The sequence below is a fragment of the Gordonia sp. NPDC058843 genome, from assembly GCF_042743165.1.
Taxonomy (GTDB): domain Bacteria; phylum Actinomycetota; class Actinomycetes; order Mycobacteriales; family Mycobacteriaceae; genus Gordonia.
The window spans coordinates 70147-89069 of the sequence record NZ_JBHYNC010000016.1 but is presented as its reverse complement, the minus strand read 5'-3'; the positions used below and the strand labels follow the sequence as shown (position 1 = coordinate 89069).

General features: G+C 68.0%; 19 protein-coding genes. 10 read left to right on the top strand and 9 right to left on the bottom strand.

What is annotated here, in order from left to right; translation table 11 throughout:
- Positions 1-199 precede the first annotated feature (199 nt).
- Positions 200-724, bottom strand: a complete 525-nt coding sequence (locus ACFW3F_RS13155; RefSeq protein ID WP_388057944.1) for a DUF1003 domain-containing protein — start codon at positions 722-724, stop codon at positions 200-202.
- Positions 721-2022 carry a magnesium transporter MgtE N-terminal domain-containing protein gene (locus ACFW3F_RS13150; RefSeq protein ID WP_388057942.1) on the bottom strand — a complete coding sequence of 434 codons (1302 nt, stop codon included), beginning with the start codon at positions 2020-2022 and terminating at the stop codon, positions 721-723. The genes ACFW3F_RS13155 and ACFW3F_RS13150 overlap by 4 nt, the downstream gene beginning before the upstream one ends.
- Before the next feature lie 117 nt (positions 2023-2139).
- Here ACFW3F_RS13150 and ACFW3F_RS13145 point away from each other — a divergent pair, with 117 nt between their 5' ends.
- From ACFW3F_RS13145 to ACFW3F_RS13125, 5 genes are all read left to right on the top strand, one after another.
- Positions 2140-2628 (top strand): general stress protein, encoded by a 489-nt coding sequence (locus tag ACFW3F_RS13145; RefSeq protein ID WP_388057940.1) that lies wholly within the window; start codon positions 2140-2142, stop codon positions 2626-2628.
- Between the two features lie 204 nt (positions 2629-2832).
- Entirely contained in the window at positions 2833-4245 is a 1413-nt protein-coding gene (locus ACFW3F_RS13140; protein ID WP_388057939.1) for an extracellular solute-binding protein, read from the top strand.
- Complete coding sequence (locus ACFW3F_RS13135) at positions 4242-5474, top strand: ABC transporter permease subunit (protein ID WP_388057937.1); 1233 nt, start codon at positions 4242-4244, stop codon at positions 5472-5474. The genes ACFW3F_RS13140 and ACFW3F_RS13135 overlap by 4 nt, the downstream gene beginning before the upstream one ends.
- A 4-nt stretch (positions 5475-5478) precedes the next feature.
- Positions 5479-6309, top strand: coding sequence for a carbohydrate ABC transporter permease (locus tag ACFW3F_RS13130; RefSeq protein WP_388057935.1), 831 nt, complete (start codon positions 5479-5481; stop codon positions 6307-6309).
- A gap of 3 nt (positions 6310-6312) precedes the next feature.
- Complete coding sequence (locus ACFW3F_RS13125; RefSeq protein ID WP_388057933.1) at positions 6313-7488, top strand: ABC transporter ATP-binding protein; 1176 nt, start codon at positions 6313-6315, stop codon at positions 7486-7488.
- Positions 7489-7516: 28 nt separating this feature from the next.
- Here the strand turns inward: ACFW3F_RS13125 and ACFW3F_RS13120 are convergent, their stop codons facing one another.
- Complete coding sequence (locus ACFW3F_RS13120; protein WP_388057931.1) at positions 7517-8374, bottom strand: chromosome partitioning protein ParB; 858 nt, start codon at positions 8372-8374, stop codon at positions 7517-7519.
- Positions 8364-9053, bottom strand: coding sequence for a metallophosphoesterase (locus tag ACFW3F_RS13115; protein WP_388057929.1), 690 nt, complete (start codon positions 9051-9053; stop codon positions 8364-8366). The genes ACFW3F_RS13120 and ACFW3F_RS13115 overlap by 11 nt, the downstream gene beginning before the upstream one ends.
- 57 nt (positions 9054-9110) lie before the next feature.
- On the opposite strand from ACFW3F_RS13115, the gene ACFW3F_RS13110 reads away from it, so the two are divergent.
- The 3 genes from ACFW3F_RS13110 to ACFW3F_RS13100 all read left to right on the top strand — a co-directional run bounded on the left by ACFW3F_RS13110 (position 9111) and on the right by ACFW3F_RS13100 (position 10781).
- A complete protein-coding gene (locus ACFW3F_RS13110; RefSeq protein WP_388057927.1) occupies positions 9111-9704 on the top strand; it encodes a suppressor of fused domain protein in 594 nt (197 codons plus the stop codon).
- A 160-nt stretch (positions 9705-9864) separates the two neighbouring features.
- The gene (locus ACFW3F_RS13105; RefSeq protein ID WP_388057925.1) at positions 9865-10581 is read left to right on the top strand and encodes a HemK2/MTQ2 family protein methyltransferase; all 717 of its coding nucleotides are present in this window, start codon (positions 9865-9867) and stop codon (positions 10579-10581) included.
- Positions 10578-10781, top strand: a complete 204-nt coding sequence (locus tag ACFW3F_RS13100) for a CDGSH iron-sulfur domain-containing protein (protein WP_388057923.1) — start codon at positions 10578-10580, stop codon at positions 10779-10781. The genes ACFW3F_RS13105 and ACFW3F_RS13100 overlap by 4 nt, the downstream gene beginning before the upstream one ends.
- Positions 10782-10821: 40 nt before the next feature.
- Here the strand turns inward: ACFW3F_RS13100 and ACFW3F_RS13095 are convergent, their stop codons facing one another.
- Together ACFW3F_RS13095 and ACFW3F_RS13090 are read right to left on the bottom strand one after the other, a co-directional pair.
- The gene (locus ACFW3F_RS13095; RefSeq protein WP_388057921.1) at positions 10822-11844 is read right to left on the bottom strand and encodes an iron-containing redox enzyme family protein; all 1023 of its coding nucleotides are present in this window, start codon (positions 11842-11844) and stop codon (positions 10822-10824) included.
- Positions 11845-12104: 260 nt separating this feature from the next.
- Positions 12105-13181: a magnesium and cobalt transport protein CorA gene (locus tag ACFW3F_RS13090; protein WP_388057991.1), complete on the bottom strand. Its 1077-nt coding sequence runs from the start codon at positions 13179-13181 to the stop codon at positions 12105-12107.
- A 72-nt stretch (positions 13182-13253) separates the two neighbouring features.
- On the opposite strand from ACFW3F_RS13090, the gene ACFW3F_RS13085 reads away from it, so the two are divergent.
- Positions 13254-14231 (top strand): glycine/betaine ABC transporter substrate-binding protein, encoded by a 978-nt coding sequence (locus ACFW3F_RS13085; protein ID WP_388057919.1) that lies wholly within the window; start codon positions 13254-13256, stop codon positions 14229-14231.
- Positions 14232-14313: 82 nt separating this feature from the next.
- Here the strand turns inward: ACFW3F_RS13085 and ACFW3F_RS13080 are convergent, their stop codons facing one another.
- Together ACFW3F_RS13080 and ACFW3F_RS13075 are read right to left on the bottom strand one after the other, a co-directional pair.
- Positions 14314-15144, bottom strand: coding sequence for an SDR family NAD(P)-dependent oxidoreductase (locus tag ACFW3F_RS13080; RefSeq protein ID WP_388057917.1), 831 nt, complete (start codon positions 15142-15144; stop codon positions 14314-14316).
- A 26-nt stretch (positions 15145-15170) separates the two neighbouring features.
- On the bottom strand, positions 15171-16733 hold the full coding sequence (locus ACFW3F_RS13075) for a flavin-containing monooxygenase (protein ID WP_388057915.1): 1563 nt from the start codon (positions 16731-16733) through the stop codon (positions 15171-15173).
- A 217-nt stretch (positions 16734-16950) separates the two neighbouring features.
- Here ACFW3F_RS13075 and ACFW3F_RS13070 point away from each other — a divergent pair, with 217 nt between their 5' ends.
- On the top strand, positions 16951-17535 hold the full coding sequence (locus tag ACFW3F_RS13070; protein WP_388057989.1) for a TetR/AcrR family transcriptional regulator: 585 nt from the start codon (positions 16951-16953) through the stop codon (positions 17533-17535).
- A 4-nt stretch (positions 17536-17539) separates the two neighbouring features.
- Here ACFW3F_RS13070 and ACFW3F_RS13065 read toward each other — a convergent pair whose 3' ends face one another.
- Positions 17540-18922 (bottom strand): condensation domain-containing protein, encoded by a 1383-nt coding sequence (locus tag ACFW3F_RS13065; RefSeq protein WP_388057913.1) that lies wholly within the window; start codon positions 18920-18922, stop codon positions 17540-17542.
- Position 18923 lies beyond the last annotated feature (1 nt).

The window sequence follows — 18923 nt, the reverse complement described above, 5'->3', positions numbered from 1 at the left end:
GCGGCCCAGGTCGAGAGCCGCTCGCGTGGATGCACCGGACGAATCCGTCTGGTCGTGGTCGACACCGGGATCCGGTCCGAACTGTGACCCACCATACATATGGGTCTGACGTCCCAGACACGAACTCCACTTTTGGTGTCAGTGATCGAATCGCCACGACATCGGCCAGGGTTACGCCGGCACCCCCGGGCTCTAGCACTCAGCGCGCGCGGTCGCGTGAACCCGTGCCGCCGGACGGCTCGTCGTCGGCCTGCGAGCCGAGGCGTTCGGTGAGTTCGTCGAGCAGGTCGTCGAGTTCCTTGCGCAGGTAGTCGCGCGTGACGGTGTCGCCGACCGCGAGGCGGACTGCCGCGAGCTCGCGCGCGAGGAACTCGGTGTCGGCCTTCGTCTGCGCCGACCGCAGGCGGTCCTCCTCGAGGGAGACCCGGTCGCGGTTCTCCTGACGGTTCTGGGCCAGCAGGATCAGCGGGGCCGCGTACGCCGCCTGGGTGGAGAACGCAAGATTGAGCAGGATGAACGGATAGGGATCCCACCGAATCGACACCGCGACCAGGTTCAGCGCGATCCACACGATGACGATGATGGTCTGGATCGCCAGATACCGCCCGGTGCCCAGGAACCGGGCGACCCGTTCGCTGTACATCCCGACGACGTCGGAATCGAGGTTGAACGAGATCGTGCGGCGGGTACTGGGGGTGTCGAGTTTGCGGCCCGGTTCGCTCATCGGATGATGTTCCCGATCGGGTCGGCGATGTCCTCGGGCTCGGTCTCACGCCAGTCGCGCGGCAGGATCTCGTCGAGCAGGTCGTCGACGCTCACCGCGCCGAGCAGGTGGCCGGACTCGTCCACGACGGGTCCACAGACCAGGTTGTAGGTCGCGAAGTATCTCGTCATCGTCTCCAGGGAATCCTCGGGGTGGAGTCGGGCGAGGTCGGTGTCCAGGATTCCGCCGACGAGGTGCGCGGGCGGTTCCCGCAGCAGCGCCTGCAGGTGCACGCACCCGAGGTACTTCCCGGTCGGCGTCGCGGTGGGTGGACGGACGACGAACACTATGCTCGCCGCGGCCGGTGTCAGGTCGGGGTTGCGAACCCGGGCCAGGGCCTCGGCGATCGTGGTCGACGGAGTGACCACGATGGGTTCCGAGGTCATCACACCGCCCGCGGTGTCGGGGGAGTGGAGAAGGAGCCGCCGGAGGGGCTCGGACTCGACGGGGTCCATCTCTTCGAGGAAGGCCTCGGCCTCGGTGTCGGGCAGCTCGCCGAGGAGGTCGGCGGCATCGTCGGGGTCCATCGCCTCGAGGATGTCGACGGCGCGGTCGCGTCCGAGTGCGGAGAGCACGTCCTTCTGGTCGGCGGGCGGCAGTTCCTGCAGAACGTCGGCGAGTCGTTCGTCGTCGAGCGCGGACGCGATCTCGTCGCGCCGTTTCGCGGGCAGTTCCCGCAGGGCGTTGGCAACGTCGGCCGCGCGCATGCCTTCGAACTGCAGCAGCGCCTGTGCGACTCCCTGGCCCGGGAGGTTCAGTGCGCTCTGGTTGATGCCCTGCACGCTCGACCACTCCACGACCTGGGTCTCGTGACGCCGGCGCAGGCCGCGTCGACCGGCACGGATCGCGACGCGTGACACGACCCAGTCCCGGGTTCGGGTTCGCTCGATGCCGAGGTCGATCACCGTCACATCGGCGTCGGCCAGTTCGGGCAGATCGGGATCGACGACCCGGACGTGGGTGTCGAGGACTTGCCCGATGGCGAGCGCCTCGCCGGGGCGCAGGTGCAGGCGGCGGAGGCTGACGGTGCCGGTGTTGAGGGCCACAGCCTGCGGTTCGATCGCGGTCACCCGCAGCATGGGCACGAAAATTCTACGGCGAGTGGTCAATTCGACCGCCAGTCCGAGGACTCGCGGTTGCTGCCCGGACAGCCGGATCGAGATCACCACGTCGCGGACGCGTCCGATGGATTCGCCGTCGGGACCAAGGACGGCCAACCCGACTAATCTGGCCACGAACACCTTGCTCACCGACGACATGGGAGTAAGGGTAGTGCCATCGGTGCACCGGAGGCCGACGGCAGGCAGACACGCAACCGCCCACCGGTGGACGTCGAGTCCCCCCGGTGGAGGCCCACAACAGGGAAGGCACCCGTCATGACCAATCCCATGCGCCCGAGCCGCGAGACGCCGGGCCTGCCCACCCCGCCCAAGGGCTGGCCGATCGGTTCCTACGGAACCTACGCCGAGGCCCAGCGAGCGGTGGACCACCTGTCCGACGAGAACTTCACCGTCCAGGACGTCACCATCGTGGGCGTCGATCTCATGCAGGTCGAGCGGGTCATCGGCCGGCTCACGTGGGGCAAGGTGATCGGCGGCGGGCTGGTGTCCGGTGCCTGGCTCGGCTTCTTCTTCGGATGTCTGGTGGCGCTGGTGTTCACCGGCTCGCCCATCGCACCCATCCTCGTCGGCATCGTCGGCGGCATGGTCTTCGGTGTGATCTCCGCGACCATTCCGTATGCGGCGACTCGCGGTCAGCGCGACTTCGCGTCGACGATGCAGCTGGTCGCCGGTCGCTATGACGTGCTGTGCGACCCGAAAAGCGCAGAGAAAGCGCGCGACATGCTCAGCCGGTTGACCTTCTGACGCCACGTCCCGGGGTCGGACACGGAGCGATCACAATCGCTCCCGGAGTGGCACGCCCATGCCGAATGTGTTGCATGTCACGAATCCTCACGTATAGCGTTGCACTTCGGACGCTCACGGCGGAGCACCTGGTGCGCCCGCCGCGTACGACATCGAGGAGGCTGCGTGCGGAGCAGGGTCAGGACTGACGGATCTACCAGGCGTGTGAGACGGAAGGTCCTCGCCGCGGCGGTGGCAGCGGCGGCCATGCTGCCCGTGCTGTCGGCCTGTGGCTCGGGATATGAAGCGGGCGTACTCAATTTCTATCCGCCCGCCGACGGCGCGGACACCTTCGCCGAGATCGGCGACAAGTGTTCGGCCGATTCCGGTGGCGCATACAAGGTCGTGACCACTCCGTTGCCCAAGGGTGCCGACGATCAGCGTCTGCAGCTCGCGCGACGCCTCGCGGGCAACGACAGCGGTCTGGACCTGATGGGCATGGACGTCGTGTGGACGGCCGAGTTCGCCGACGCCGGCTGGATGGTGCCGGTACCCGACGCGATGGCGGCCGAGGTGTCGGCGCGCACGCTGGGCGGTCCGCTGGACACCGCGGTGTGGAAGACCGACGACGACGAGCGCGAACGCCTCTATGCCATCCCGTTCTCCACGAACACCCAATTGCTCTGGTACCGACCGGATGTCCTCGCCGAGGACGTCGACCGCCGGCGCCCGGCTTCGACGTGGAACGGCATGCTCGAAGACGCGCTCGTCAGCGGACGCAACGGCGGACCCACTTACATCATGGTGCAGGGCAGGCAGTACGAGGGCCTGATGGTGTGGTTCAACTCGGTACTCGCCAGTGCCGGTGGCCAGGTCGTCGACCCGGACGACCCCGACAAGGTCACGCTGAACGACACACCCGAACACCGCGCCGCCACGGTGCGCGCGCTGGAGACGCTCAAGCGGGTCGCCACCGCACCCGGCGCCGACCCGTCGCTGACCAACTCCGATGAGGGCGCGGCCCGACTCGGCATGGAGAGCGGTGAGGCCCTGTACCAGGTGAACTGGCCGTTCGTCTTCGCCGGCATGCGCGAGAACGCCGTGGCCGGCAGTGTCGCCTTCCTCGACCTGTCGGAGTACGCGAACCTGTACGCGGACAGCGCGAACCCGCCGACCTCGACTCAGGTGGTCCCACTCAACCGGGAGATGCGCCGCGTCTTCGACTTCGCGCCCTACCCGGGATTCGAAGGTCTCCCCACCAAGACGACCCTGGGCGGTATCAACATCGCCGTCGCGAGCACCTCCGAGCAGCCGGACCTCGCCTACCAGGCCGCCGAGTGCATCACGAGTGAGGCGTCGCAGAAGGCGTTCTCGCTCAGTGCGGGTCCGCCGCCGGTGATCGAGTCCATCTACGACGACGCCGAATTCCGCCTCGCGTATCCGATGGCCGACGAGATCAAGCGGCAGCTCGAGCCCGAGCACGCCGCGCTGCGCCCGAAGTCGCCCGACTATCAGGCGATCTCGACGCTGCTGCAGGCGAAGTTGAGTCCGGTCGGGGCCTGGGAGCCCGAGGCCCTGGTCGACGAGCTCGCCGAAGCGGTACAGAAGGCCATCGACGGTGAAGGGCTGGTCCCGTGAGCGACGACACGACACCCGGAGACAACGAGCGGACCGGCCGCGATCAGCCGGGCCGTGATCTTTCGGGCAACGACGCGCGGTTCCGCGCCGGCCGCCACGCCCTCCCCGATGACGCCCCGCCCCAAACCGGGCCGATCCCGATCGTCGGCGACACACCACCGGTGCAGTCCGATCAGGTGTGGACCGCCCCGGCGGGTGGCAGTCACGAGGTGACCGCCGAGTCGGCACACTCCGAGGTGCCGTCTCACGATCCCGCGTCGTTGTCGAAGCCGACGGCCGGGGCGGGAGGTGGCACCGCGGTGATCGACCGGCCCCGGGCCGACGCGCCGGCGGCCGCTCCGCGCAAGCGAAGCGAGGGAAAGGCGGCCGAGCGCCGGCTGGCCTTCTGGCTCGTCGCGCCGGCCGCACTGATGATGCTCCTGGTCACCGGTTACCCGATCGTCTACGCGGTCTGGTTGTCGCTGAACAAGATGAGCCTCTCCGCACCGGGCGAGCGAGAGTTCGTGTGGTTCGCCAACTATGCGACCGTCCTCACCGACAACTACTGGTGGACGGCCTTCGGGGTCACGGTCGGCATCACGGTCGTCTCGGTGATCATCGAACTCGTGCTGGGTATGGCCATCGCGCTCGTCATGCACCGAACCATCTTCGGGCGCGGCACCGTTCGCACCGTCGTCCTGATCCCGTACGGCATCGTGACCGTGGCGGCGGCGTTCTCGTGGTACTACGCATGGACTCCGGGCACCGGCTATCTCGCCAACTTGCTACCCGACGGCAGTGCGCCGCTCACCGAGCAGTGGCCGTCGCTGGCGATCATCGTTCTCGCCGAGGTGTGGAAGACGACACCGTTCATGGCCCTGCTGCTGCTGGCGGGTCTGGCCCTCGTGCCGGACGATCTGCTCAAGGCGGCCCAGGTGGACGGTGCCGGAGCGTGGACGAGGCTGTGGCGCATCATCCTTCCGCTGATGAAGCCGGCGATCCTGGTGGCCCTGCTGTTCCGCACCCTCGACGCGTTCCGCGTGTTCGACAACATCTACATCCTCACCAGCGGGTCCAACAACACCTACTCGGTGTCGATGCTGGGTTATGACAATCTGTTCGGCGCGTTCAATCTGGGCGTCGGTTCGGCGATCTCGATCCTGATCTTCATCTGTGTCGCGATCATCGCGTTCGTATTCATCAAGGGGTTCGGCACCGCCGCACCGGGTTCCGACGACGAGGGGAGGTAAGCCGTTGAATGCGAGCGGAAAGTCCAAGGCCTGGTGGTCGATCGCCAACATCCTGGTGTTCCTGTACGCGCTCATCCCGCTGCTGTGGATCATCAGTCTGTCGTTCAAGCCGGCAGGCAGCGTGACCGACGGGAAGTTCTGGCCGAGTGAGTTCACTCTCGACAACTACAAGAACATCTTCGAGACGAGCGCGTTCACCTCGGCGCTGATCAATTCGATCGGTGTCGGACTCATCACCACGGTCATCGCGGTGCTGCTCGGGACGATGGCGGCCTACGCTGTGGCGCGCCTGGACTTCCCGGGCAAGAAGCTCCTGATCGGTGCCGCTCTGCTGATCGCGATGTTCCCGCAGATCTCGCTGGTCACACCGCTGTTCAACATCGAGCGGCGCCTCGGTCTGTTCGACACGTGGCCCGGCCTGATCCTGCCCTACATCACCTTCGCGTTGCCGCTCGCGATCTACACCCTTTCCGCGTTCTTCCGCGAGATCCCGTGGGAACTGGAGAAGGCCGCGAAGATGGACGGCGCCACGCCGTGGCAGGCCTTCCGCAAGGTCATCGCACCGCTCGCAGCACCCGGTGTCGTGACGGCCGCGATCCTGGTGTTCATCTTCGCCTGGAACGACCTGCTCCTCGCGTTGTCGCTGACCTCGACCGAACGGGCGATCACCGCCCCGGTGGCGATCGCGAACTTCACCGGCAGTTCACAATTCGAAGAACCGACCGGGTCGATCTCGGCCGCCGCGGTGGTCATCACCATTCCCATCATCATCTTCGTGCTCTTCTTCCAACGTCGAATCGTGGCCGGTCTCACCTCCGGCGCCGTGAAGGGATAACCCATGGCAGACATCGTTCTGGACAACGTCTCCAAGCAATATCCCGACGGCTCGACCGCCGTACACGGGGTCGACATCGAGATCGCCGACGGCGAGTTCGTGATCCTGGTGGGACCGTCGGGCTGCGGTAAGTCGACCACGCTCAACATGATCGCCGGGCTCGAGGACATCTCCGGGGGTGAACTGCGGATCGGCGGCGAGCGGGTCAACGAACGTGCACCCAAGGACCGCGACATCGCGATGGTGTTCCAGAGTTACGCGCTCTATCCGCATATGTCGGTGCGCGAGAACATCGCGTTCCCGCTCACCCTCGCCAAACTGTCCAAGGACGAGGTCGCGGCGAAGGTCGACGAGGCGGCACGCATCCTCGATCTCGGCCAGTACCTCGACCGCAAGCCGGCCAACCTCTCGGGCGGTCAGCGGCAGCGTGTCGCGATGGGGCGCGCGATCGTGCGGTCTCCCAAGGCATTCCTGATGGACGAGCCGCTCTCGAACCTCGACGCGAAGCTGCGCGTGCAGATGCGGACCGAGATCTCGCAGTTGCAGCAGCGACTGGGCACCACGACGGTCTATGTGACCCACGACCAGACCGAGGCGATGACCCTCGGCGATCGGGTCGTCGTGCTGCGTGGTGGGTACGTGCAGCAGATCGGTACCCCGCAAGAGCTCTACAACAATCCGACCAACGTGTTCGTGGCCGGCTTCATCGGTTCGCCCGCGATGAACTTCCTGTCCGGTCGCCTCGGCTCCGACGGCATCGAGACCGCGATCGGCACGATCGCACTCGACGACCATCGTGCGGTGGTGTCCCGGGCCGGTGATGTCGGCAGCAGTGGCGACGTGCTGATCGGTATCCGCCCGGAGCACCTCGAGGACGCGTCCCTCGTCGATTCGACGACCCGCGGCCATGGCGGGACGTTCACCGCGAACATCGATGTCCTCGAGTCGATGGGGTCGGACATCTACGCCTACTTCGGCGTCGGGTCGAGCCGGGCGTCGAGCGACGCCCTCGCGGAGCTGTCCGCCGACTCCGGAGCCGATTTCGGCGGCAACCAGTTCATCGCGCGACTGTCCCCGGACTCGAAGGTGACCCGCGGAGGTTCGGCCGAACTCTTCTACGACGCCTCGAAGATCGCGGTGTTCGACCAGAGCTCGGGAGCATCGCTGCGCGTCCGCTAGGCGGCGCGCTGCCCCGGCAGGCGTCGGCTCAGCGCCGACGCCTGCGGGAGTGGTCGAGCAGTTCGTCGAAGACGTGTTCGTCCCAGATGTGTCTGCGCACGAGGCGATATCGCTCGCAGGCCACCCACATGTAGAGTTCGGCGTCGCTCTCGAGATCGGGACGGATGCCCGCGCGGCGGGCCATCCGCACGACCGGCAGGAACTCCTCGCCGAACCAGCGCCGCGCGGTCTCGGTGCGGTTGAGGAACTCGCCGATCTCCTGGCTCAGTCGGAAGCCCCAGGCCTCGACGTTCTCGGCGAGTTCGGCGTAGTCGAACGGGAAGCTGAGCCGGATGGCCTCCGCCTGAGCGCCCTCGAGCGGTACGCGGGACAGGAAGAGCCTGCGGTGGTCCTTGAGGACGAGGTCCGAGGTCGCGGTGATGCCGTCGGGCGAGATCCGCGTGTGGATGAGGGTGACGTAGGCGTCGATCGTTGCCCAGTTCCGCGCGATCGCGATGGAGACCCGATGGTGACCGTCGATGACGAAGTGCATCGAGCCGATCCGGTACAGCTGTACCGGTGGCACCGACTCGCCGCGTCGTTGCGCGGCCGCCAGTCGTTGCCAACGTTCGCGGCCGCGGGACGACGTGGGACGGAAGTACCGATCGAAGTCCTTGGTCCGGTCGACACTCCCGACGATCGAGGACACCTCGACCACCTGCAGCCCCAGCGCTGTCTCCCCGGTTCGGCCGAGTGCGGCGACGACCTCGTCGAACGGGAGGATGGTGTTGACGTCGGCAGGCTGACGCATGAACCACTGCGCCAGACGTGCTCGTTCGGCCTGACGTCGCAGCCGGGTGAAGTCGTTCTCGGCGTCCGCGTCGGGAAACCCGGTGTCACGCACCATGTCTGCGCCTCACGATCTCGACCTTCCGGGTCATGGGATCGATGTCGAACTGGCAGTAGCCGACGACGTTCATCGACGTCGTCGATGATCCGATGGGTAGATCCGACGGTTGTTCGCCGTACGGGTGTACGTGCCCGTGTATCAGCAGTGCCGGCTGCAGCGACCGCACCAGCGGATGGAAGCAGTCGAAACCGCGGTGGGGGAGGTCGTCGCGATCACCGACGCCGCGTGCCGGGCTGTGCGTGAGCAGGATGTCGGCACCGCGGGGTGGTGACAGTGCGGCGGTGCAGCGCAGTCGGAGGGAGCGCATCCGCTGCTGGGTGTCGGTGTACTGGTTGGTGCCCCCGTTGTAGCGCCGGCTGCCGCCGAGGCCGCTGATACGCAGTCCGGCGACCGTGACGGTCCGGCCGTCGGCGTTGATCGCGCCGCATGGTCCCGGATCCTCGGCGGGGAGCCCGGCACGCGTCCAACCGGTGCGGCCGCGACGGTAACCCCGGAGGTCCCGGTCGTGGTTGCCGGGCACGAACACACACGGCGCGTCGCACAGCGACGCGAGGATCTCCAGGTACTCGAACGGGAGGTCACCGGCGCCGAGGATGAGGTCGGGCCGGGACTCGATGCCCACCCCGAAGGTGAGGGAATCCACCACCTCGTCGGCGACCGCCAGAATCCGGACCATTGCTTCAGGCTAATGGAGCCCGGCCGACTCCCGCGGCCGGTCGGTAGCCTGTCGGGTGTGAGCGAAGCCGTGACAGAGGTCGTCGGACGATTCCTGGAAGACCGGCTGGGGGCGAAACCGCAGCGCGCGTCGGTGACGTTCCTCGGCGTCGAGCCGATCGACGTCCTGCGCTTCGCCGGCGGCGACACCGACGACCGCGACGAGGTCGTCTATGTGACCTCCGGGTGTGCGCGGCACCCGATGTCCGATCCCACCGACCTGCACGCGGATCCGGTCCGTGGGCCCCGCGCCGAACTCGTCGTCCGCATGTCGGCGGGGACGCCGTTGCCGGGTCTTCACAAACGGATGGCGACGCTGGCGGCCGCACCGGCCGTCGAGGGCCTGATCGTCGCAGCGGATGCGCTGGTCGACCTCGGAGAACCGCTGTGGGACGGTGCCCCGTTCACCGCGGTGCTGCTCGAGACGGACGAACTCGGCGACGTCGAACTGCCCGAGCCGATGGACCCGGTCAGCATGCTGCGGGCGGTGCCCATCACCGCCAACGAAGCCGCGTGGGTCCGACTGAAGGGCGCCGACGCGCTGCGGGAGGCGTGGCGTGAGGCGGCCATCGACGTGAGGCGACCGGACCGGGCGTCGGCAACCCCGGCTTGACCGCGGGGCGGACCCCGGCGAACCCATCCGTGGCGAGGTTTCGGAACGAATGGGAGAGGGAACCTCTGAGCACGACAGCACGGTCGGTCTGTGGAAGGTGAGGGTGCATGGAGTCACGGGGAGCAGGGACCATCGGCACGGCGGACGGGCGGTGCCCGGCGTGACACTCACCTCATCGTCGCTCCGCACGGCGACCGCCGCGCGATCCGACCTCGATGTGTATCTGCCGCAGCAGGACACACAGTTGCTGATCGACACCCTGCGAGCCCGCGGCGTATCGGGGGCGCGGGTGCTCGACCTGTGCACCGGCAGCGGCGCCATCGCGATCGCGGCGGCCCGGGCGGGTGCGGCCGAGGTCACGGCGGTGGACGCGTCGGCGGACGCGGTCGCCTACGCGCGGCGCGCCGCAGCCGACGCGGGGGTCCGGATCGAGGTGGCGCACGGAGACCTCCGGCGACACCGGGGCCGCTACGACGTCGTCACCTGTAATCCCCCGTATGTTCCGACGCCCCCCGAGTCGGAGGCGGAGTTGCATCCGGCCGGACCGTCACATGCATGGGACGCCGGCCTCGACGGCCGTGCCGTCCTCGATCCGCTGTGCGCGCACGTCCCGGATCTCGTGATCCCCGGCGGCATCTTCCTGCTGGTCCACTCGGAGTTCGCGGACGAGGACGCCTCGCTCCGCGCTCTGCGTGCCGGCGGACTGACCGCCGAGGTGGTCGCCGAACGTGTCATTCCGTTCGGCCCGGTGCTCACCGCTCGGGCGGGCTGGATGGAACAGCGCGGACTGCTCGAACGTAACCGCCGCGTCGAACGGCTGGTCGCGATCGTCGCCGTCGCGCCGGGTGACTCCGGCCCGGCCGGAGGTCGGGCGTGAGCGGAGACGGCGCACGCAACACCGTACGGGTGACCCGCGGCGGTCCTGTCCTGGTGTCCGGTCCGGTCGACATCGAGCTGCCCGACGGCGCCCGGGTGCAGTCCGACCGGTTCATGGTCGCGGTCTGCGCCTGTGGCCGGAGCAAGACCTATCCGCTGTGCGACACCAGCCACCGGAAGAAGCGTCGCCGGACGAACTGATTCGGGGCCGCCGCCCGTCCGACGAGCGCCTCTCCGGGTGTCAGATTCCCGGGAAGGCGCTCTCGCCGTTCTCCCAGGCGGACAAGACATGTCGATCGAGCGCGTCTTCGACGAACAGGAAGGCGCGGATCCCGAAGATCACGTCGGCCTCGGTCTCCGGCTCGGTGCGGATGAGATTGCCGACGACGTCGGTGCGCAGGATCTGCTCGTGCACCGCGTCGGCCTCGACGTGTTCGCGATAGAACCGGCGGCAGGCTTCGGGTGCGTCGACCTGTTCGAGGCCCGCGAGCAGGCGCTGCGACCCGGGAGGCGAGGTGATCTCGGTGGCCGCGAGGTGGCCGACGGCCGCTCCCCGATAGCGCCGGTGGAGACCGAACAGCGACATCAGGTTGACCGGCGTCAGTGCGACACCGGGGACGGTCTCGAGGTATCCGAGATAGTCGGCGCGAAGATCCGCGGCGCGGAGCAGGTCGGCGAACAGTTCCTGGTGCACGGCGTCGCCGCGACCGCCGCCGAACTCGTCGAACTCGACCGCGACGTAGGCGGCTTTGGCGTGACCGCGCAGGCGCGGGATCGCCCATGCATGTGGATCGGCCTCTTTGAGGTGATAGAGCGACCGCAGCGCGAAGACCTGCCGGTACTGCTCCCACGTACCCGCATCGCGCAGCCGGTACGAGGCGCCGTCGCCGTCCGGGTTCTCGATGCAGAGTTCGTCCATCTCGTGCTCGGCGGAGTCGGCGGCCGTCGCGGCGGGCACATCCCGGTGCAGGGCCGCGAGAAATCGTCGCTCGAGAGCGGCCCGCACCGTGAGCAGGGCGGGATTCCATTCCCAGGCGGTGTCCGCGTCCACGAACCCCACGTAGTGCATCTCGTAGCAGAGGTAGAGGGCCAGCTGAAGATCGTCGCCGTAGGGGTCGGCATCGTCGACCGACACCTCGGGAATCGAGGCGGAGGCCGGATCGCCACGCAGAAGATCGATCACCAGGCCCGACAGCGGACCGCGCGCGCTCGGCAACGAGGGGCGTCGGAAGACCGTGCCGTCCACCGTCGAAACGTCGATCATCGCGTCAGTTGACACCTGTGAGTCCTCCTGTCGTCTCCCGAACCGTCCGGCGCGCCGCTGTGCTGCGCATACCGACGGTCCGGGGTAACCGAAACGGGCACCGCGCAAACCACCGGTGCCCGGCGCGGAGCGAGCGGGCCGATGACACGACGGCGCGGTTGTGACCGCAGTCCCAGCTTAGGCCGCCTGCCGTGGGGTCGTCCGCCGTCGAGATCGACCGTCGAGAACAACCGTCGAGAACAAACCGTGGGGATCGGCTGTCACAACCAGTGACTGCGCCGGAAAACCACGAAGAGTGCGCCACAGAGCGCGACGAGGCAGGCGAGCACCACGGGGTAACCCCATTCCTGGTGGAGCTCGGGCATGTGGTCGAAGTTCATGCCGTAGATGCCGGCGACCATGGTGGGCACCGCGGCGATCGCGACCCATGCCGAGATCTTGCGCATGTCGGTCGACTGCTGGATGCCGACCTTCGCCGCCGCGGCCTGTAGGAGGGAGGTGAGCAGGTCGTCGTACTCGAGGACGCGGTCGATGACGGTGGTGAGGTGATCGGCGACATCTCGGAACTGGCGACGGATCTCCTTGGGCACCAACGGGTTGCCGCTGGCCGTCAAGCCCTGCAGTGGTGCCGCGAGCGGCGTCACCGCCCGACGTAGCTCGAGGACCTCACGGCGCAGGAGGTAGACCGGGTCGATGTCGAGTGAGTGACCCTGCCTGCCGAAGACGACCTCCTCGATGGCTGCGACATCGGAGTCCATCCGGTCGGTGACCGCCAGGTAGCTGTCGACGACCTTGTCGGCGACGGCGTGCAGCACCGCGGTGGGGCCGAGGGCGAGGCGCTCGGGATGGGATTCCAGATACCGCCGCAGTTCCGACAGTTCGGTGTGCTCGCCGTGCCGCACCGTCAGCACGAAGTCCGGCCCAGCGAAGACCATGATCTCGCCGGTCTCGACCACCTCGCTGGCCTTGGCCATCGTCTCGTGTTCGATGTACTGCACGGTCCGGAGCACCAGGAACTGGGTGTCGTCGTACACCTCGAGTTTGGGTCGCTGGTGCGCGTGTACGGCGTCCTCGACGACGAGCTCGTGCAAGCCGAACGTGGCACCGACATCGGCCATCTGCGCGTCGTCGGGGGCATGCAGGCCGACCCACACGAAGCCCTCGCCGGCGGCGCGGACCCGGGCAAGACCTTCGGTGTAGCTGACCCGGCCGGGCTGCCTGCGTCCGTCGATGTAGACGGCGCAGTCGACGATCGCGCGTGCCACCGGGACGCGGATCTTGGGAAGGGGGCGGCGGTCGCGGCGGGGCGACAACCCGCGCGGACCAGGCCGGGGCATCGAGGGCACGAGTGCCGATGCTACTCGCGGCCTCGTTCGGGCCCGAAGCTCTGCTGGGGATACGGTGGCTGGGTGCCTGAACGTCGTGTCCGCAAACGTCTCGTCACGGTGGCCGGTCTGATCCTCGTCCTGGCGGTGGTGATCGCGGGATGCGCCGATGATTCCTCGTCCCCGCCGCGTGGCCTGGTGATCGGCTCGTCGGACGAACCGGCCATGCGGGTGATGGCCGAGGTGTACGCCGGGGCGCTGCGCAATTCAGGCTCCGTGGTGTCCGGCGACCAGCTTCGCGGCGACGCGCCCGTCCTGCTCGACGAGATGGACCGTGCCGAACTCGACCTCTTCCCGGCCTTCACCGGGGATCTGCTCACGATGCTCTCCCCATCGTCCACCGCGATCGGCGCCGAAGACGTTTACCGCGACCTGAATAGTTCACTGCCGCAGGGGGTTTCGGTCGGCGACGAGACGCCGGTGTCGGCCGCGCCGCAGATCTTCGTGTCGACGACCCTGGCCGGGGACGTCGGCGCCACCGGTCTCGACGATTGTGCGCGACTGCCGTCGGGGCTCCCGGTCGTGGCCACCGCCGAACCAGACGAGATCACCGTGCGGGCCTTCGCCGACGCGGGATGCGTGTTCGGACCGGTCGAAGTCGCCGCCACGTCCGAGGAGGTCCTCGAGCGCGTGGCCGGCGGCACTGCGGTCGGACTGCTCACACCCCTCGAGATCGCCGGAGAGGACGCCGACGGGGCGTCGTCGGAGGTGCAGGCACTGCGGACAGCGCCGGGTGCCGGGGACACCGCGGAAGGCCCCGACGCCCGAGCAGCCGGCGCCGAACCCACCCGCGCCGAACAGGCAGACCAGTCGGGCCCGCGGGCGGAGGTACTGGTGCCGGTGTTCCGCTCCGCGGCACTCAACCGGGACCAGGTCAAGGCGATGAACAAGGTGGCCGGCGAGATCACCACAGCCGACCTCGCCACCATGGCCGCCGACGTCGAGACCGGGGCGGACCCGCGCGATGTGGCTCTGGCCTGGCTGGGCGAGCACGGGCTCTGACCCGCTCCCGGCGCCGTGGCGCCAACACGCCCCGACCGCGTGTTGGTGCCACGGCGTCACCCGTGACGTCACATCCGAGCGGTCAGCCCGCCTTCGACATCACCCAACCGGTGATCCTCGCCGAGACACCCTGGTATTTCGATGCGACGAGGCGCACCGCGAGGTCGAGGATCTTGGCATCGGCGCCGACCAGGATGCGAGCCTTGTTCTTGCGCACGCCCGAGATGATCACGTCCGCGGCGTCCTCGCTGCTCATGCGGGCGAGATAACGATCGAAGAATGCCGCCGTGGCCTTCTGGTCATGGTCCCCGGACATGGTGGCGTTGCGCGCGATCGCCGTCTTGATGCCACCGGGGTGCACGCATGAGACCTGCACCGGGTACTTGGCGATGATCATCTCCTGACGCAGCGCCTCGGTGAAGCCGCGCACCGCGAACTTCGCAGAGTTGTAGGCGGCCTGCCCCGGTTCGGCAAGCAACCCGAACAACGACGACGTGTTCACGATGTGTCCGTCACCGGAGGCGATCACGTGCGGCAGAAATGCCTTGGTCCCGTTGACGACTCCCCAGTAGTCGACATCCATCACCCGTTCGATGTCCTTGAACTCGGTGCGTTCGATCTCACCGTGGTGGGCGATGCCTGCGTTGTTGAAGACGACGTTGACGACGCCGAAATGTCCGGCGACGGTGTCGGCGTAGGTGAGCACGGCTTCGCGCTCGGCGACATTGAGCAGCTGCGAATGCACCTCTGCGCCGGTCTCTTTCACCAGTTTCTCGGTGACGGCCAGGCCGTCGGGGGTGACGTCGGAGATGGCCAGCCGCGCACCTCGGCGCGCGAGCTTGACCGCGATGTCACGGCCCATTCCCGAACCGGCTCCGGTGATCACGACGACCTTGCCGCGAAAGTCCTTCATGTCTTGTCTCCTGTGGGTGGGTACGGTCAGGCGTGTGCGGTGGCGGGCTGATCGAGACCCTCGCCGGCGGCGGATCCGGCCGGCGCAGCGGAGGCGACGGGGCGCCGGGCGCCTCGGGTCACATCGTAGGCGGCGACGTCGAACGAACGGGTGGTCTGGCGGAACGCGAAGGTGAAGCCGGGCCACAGCGTCGTGATGTTCCCGTTGGCGTCCTTGTACCAGGAGGCGCAGCCGCCGTTCACCCACACGCTGTTGCGCAGCTTGTGCTGGATGCCCGCATTGAACTCCCGCTGGGCGTCGAGCTTCACCTCGGTTCGGGTGATACCCAGTGCGCGAGAGGTTTTCAGGTAGTCGACGAGGTAGTTCAGCTGCGACTCGATCATGTACACCATCGAGGTGTGCCCCAGGCCGGTCGACGGGCCGACCATGAGCATCATGTTCGGGAAACCGTGGACGAACGAACCCTTGTAGCCCTGCATGCCGATTTCGCTCCACACCTGTGCGAGGCTGCGGCCGTCCTTGCCGATGATCTTCTCGAACACGGGGGAGTCGGTGACGTGGAATCCGGTGGCGACGACGATCACGTCGACCTCGCGGACGGTGCCGTCCTTGGCCACGACCCCGGTCGGGGTGATGCGGTCGATGCCGTCGGTCACGAGGTCGACATTGGGCCGGGCGAGTGCCGGGTACCAGTCGTTGGAACGGAGGATGCGCTTGCAGCCCACCTGGAACGTCGGGGTCGCCTTGCGGCGCAGTTCGGTGTCGCGGCCGATCCCGCGCAGGATGTTGGCGCGGCAGAGCATCTCGACCGGCTTGAGCGCCTTGGGTGAGTAGGTGAGGCCGAACGCGACGACCTCGTTGGCGGCGTAGATCCCGCCGCGGACCGCGGACTGGTACCCCGGGACGTTCTTGTAGGCCCAGTGCTCGACCGAGCTGTAGGCGCGCTCGGTGCGCGGGACGATCCAGGGTGCGGTGCGCTGGTACACGTCCAGGCGGCCGGCGACCTTGGCGACCTGGGGGACCAGCTGGATGGCCGACGCACCGGTGCCGATGACCGCGACTCGCTGGCCGCCGAAGTCGTGGTCGTTGTCCCAGCGGGCGGAGTGCACGATCTTGCCCTCGAAGGACTCGATGCCCTCGATGTCGGGGAGGTTGGGCTCACACAGTGGCCCGACGCCGCCGACGAGGACCCGTGCACGCACCTGGTCGGTCTTCCCGTCCTGCAGGGTGTCGATGATCCACCGGCCCTCCTCCTCGTTCCATTCGGTCCGGGTGACCTCGGTACCGAAGCGGGCCTTGGCGGCGATGTCGAACTTGTCGGCGACCCCGTTGATGTAGTCGTGGATCTCGGGCTGGTGAGAGTACGAGCGCGACCAGGTGGGGTTCTTCGCGAACGAGAAGGAGTAGAGCTGCGAGGGCACGTCGCAGGCTGCTCCGGGGTAGGTGTTGTCGCGCCAGGTCCCGCCGAAGTCGCGGCCGCGATCGAGGAGGACGAAGTCGTCGAAACCGTTCTGCTTGAGGCGGACCGCGGCGCCCAGACCCGAGAAGCCGGCACCGATGATGGCGATCTCTACATCGTTCGTTGTCATGGTGTCACCATAAGGTGGTACTGAACACGTGTCAATAGCTATTGAACGACACTCAATAGGAGTAGTCTGGGCCGGTGGCCAGCGGACGAGGAAGTGCACAGTGTCGGTGACCAACGACAAGACGATCAGCGACAAGACGATCAGCGACAAAACGATCAGCGACAAGACGACCAGCGGCGATGGCGGTGACCGGCGCGCCGGGCACAAGCGCACCCGCATGAGTCCCGAGGCGCGTCGCGACCAGCTCATCGAGTATGGCCTGGCCATGGTCGGCGACCGGCCGCTCGAGGAGATCACGATAGACGCGATCGCCGATGCCGCGGGCGTGTCGCGGGCGCTGCTGTTCCACTACTTCGCCTCCAAGCAGGAGTTCCACGTCGCGATCGCCCAGGCCCAGGCGGACCGGATGCTCGCCCGCACCGAGCCGGACGGATCCCTGGGCGATCCGATCGCGATCCTGTCGGCGTCGATGGCAGCATTCGTCGACTACGTGAGCGAGAATCGCACCGCATACACCGCGCTGATCCGCGGTGCGTCGAGTTCGGACGCCGCGATGCGGGAGGTCTTCGACCGCACCCGCGAGGTGATGGTCGGCCGGGTTCTCGACCATGCACCCGTCTTCGGGGTCGAGGTGACCCCGATCGTGGTGATGAGTGTGCACGGCTGGATCGCCTTCGTCGAGGAGACGACGATCCGCTGGCTCACCGCCGAGACGACGAGCGCGGAGACCCTCACCCGGGACGAACTGCTCGCCCTGATCACCGCCGCGCTGCCGGCTCTCGCAGCGGCGACCATCCGCTAGGCGCTCAGAGGCCGACGACGTCGCCGTCTGCGGGATCCGCGAGTTCGACGCCCGCGCGCATCGTCCGCACCAGCTCGTCGGCGAACGCCCGAATGGTGCGGTGGGCAGTCAGCGTGTCGGGGTGCCGGGCGCGCAGCGCGAGTCCGTCGCCGGTCCGCGAGATCCAGAACTGGGCGTCGTCGGCCGTGGTCGCATTCGAGATGTGGTGGGCCTCGATGGCCTGGTGCCGCTCCGCGCCTGGAAGCGCGCGGTAGTCGACATAGGACACCATGAAGATGTCGGCCCGGGTACGACGGAGCCCGCCCATCGCCTCGATGACCTGCGGAACGGGCACCTCGCCGAGCGCCACCGCCCGGCGCAACTCGGGTCCGGTACGCCGGATCGTGTCCACCAGATCGCCGGTACCCACCACCCGCAGAGGAGCATTGGTGGTGAACCAGCCGACGGCATCGCGCCACTTCTCTTCCCGCCGCGTGTGCATCGGGAACAGTAGGGGCAGTTCGGGTCCGCCACCGAGGCGGCGTACCGAGTCGGCCATCGCGGCCAGCGTCCCGCCGAACACGCTCGCGCCGTTGCGTCGGCACAGAGCGGCGAAGCGTTCCGTCGCCGCCGGTCCCAGGAGCGCCCGCACCTCGGTGGCCTGCGCGGCGGTCGCACCGGGCGCGACGCCGAGATCCAGGGGGAAGGTGGGCAGGGCGCCGTCGCGGTCGTCGAAGAACCGGAGCCATTGACGCATCCGGGGATCGGCCGGTGCGACCGGGGGTGCCTGCGACTCGGCGGCGCAGAAATCGACGAAGTTGCCGCTCATCGCCGGCCGCGCAGAATCGATGGCGTCCCCGTCGCGACGGCACTCGTCGTACAGGCGGTGCAGGTCGTCGATCACGATGGAGATCGAGTAGGCATCCACGTGGCAGTGGTCGAATCCGCAGATGATCGTGGACGCGTCGTCGCGGTCGATCGCCGCGAACAGGTACGCGGGATGGCCGAAGGGGTGACATGCGCGGTCGAGGCTGTCGCGGAGTCGTTCACGCAGGGCGGCGCCGGAGGTCGTGTCGATCACGGTGTCGATACGCAGGACGAGGTCGCGCGGATCGTACGAATGTCGCCGGACGCCCCCGGGTCCCGGCGAGAACGCCGAGTGCAAGGTGCCGTGTCGGGTGATGAGGGCGTGGTAGGCGGCCCCGAGGGCCGTCCGGTCCACACGTCCGCGGACGGTGAACGCGGCCGCCAGCCAGGTGCTCGACTCCCCGGCGGCGGCCAGGTGTACGGCCTGATTGAACGACGGTGGGACGTCGGAGATCGCGGGCCTGGCGGCCGAGATGTCCACGGTCCAGGACAGCAGCTCGCCCGCAGCCGGGAAGTAGCGATCGATGGTGGTGACGTGCACG

Coding starts and splice junctions, on each gene's coding strand:
- ACFW3F_RS13155 (WP_388057944.1), bottom strand. CDS start 724: ATGAGCGAACCGGGCCGCAAACTCGACACCCCCAGTACCCGCCGCACG.
- ACFW3F_RS13095 (WP_388057921.1), bottom strand. CDS start 11,844: ATGATCGACGTTTCGACGGTGGACGGCACGGTCTTCCGACGCCCCTCG.
- ACFW3F_RS13145 (WP_388057940.1), top strand. CDS start 2,140: ATGACCAATCCCATGCGCCCGAGCCGCGAGACGCCGGGCCTGCCCACC.
- ACFW3F_RS13080 (WP_388057917.1), bottom strand. CDS start 15,144: ATGAAGGACTTTCGCGGCAAGGTCGTCGTGATCACCGGAGCCGGTTCG.
- ACFW3F_RS13115 (WP_388057929.1), bottom strand. CDS start 9,053: ATGGTCCGGATTCTGGCGGTCGCCGACGAGGTGGTGGATTCCCTCACC.
- ACFW3F_RS13070 (WP_388057989.1), top strand. CDS start 16,951: ATGAGTCCCGAGGCGCGTCGCGACCAGCTCATCGAGTATGGCCTGGCC.
- ACFW3F_RS13075 (WP_388057915.1), bottom strand. CDS start 16,733: ATGACAACGAACGATGTAGAGATCGCCATCATCGGTGCCGGCTTCTCG.
- ACFW3F_RS13150 (WP_388057942.1), bottom strand. CDS start 2,022: ATGTCGTCGGTGAGCAAGGTGTTCGTGGCCAGATTAGTCGGGTTGGCC.
- ACFW3F_RS13090 (WP_388057991.1), bottom strand. CDS start 13,181: ATGCCCCGGCCTGGTCCGCGCGGGTTGTCGCCCCGCCGCGACCGCCGC.
- ACFW3F_RS13125 (WP_388057933.1), top strand. CDS start 6,313: ATGGCAGACATCGTTCTGGACAACGTCTCCAAGCAATATCCCGACGGC.
- ACFW3F_RS13120 (WP_388057931.1), bottom strand. CDS start 8,374: ATGGTGCGTGACACCGGGTTTCCCGACGCGGACGCCGAGAACGACTTC.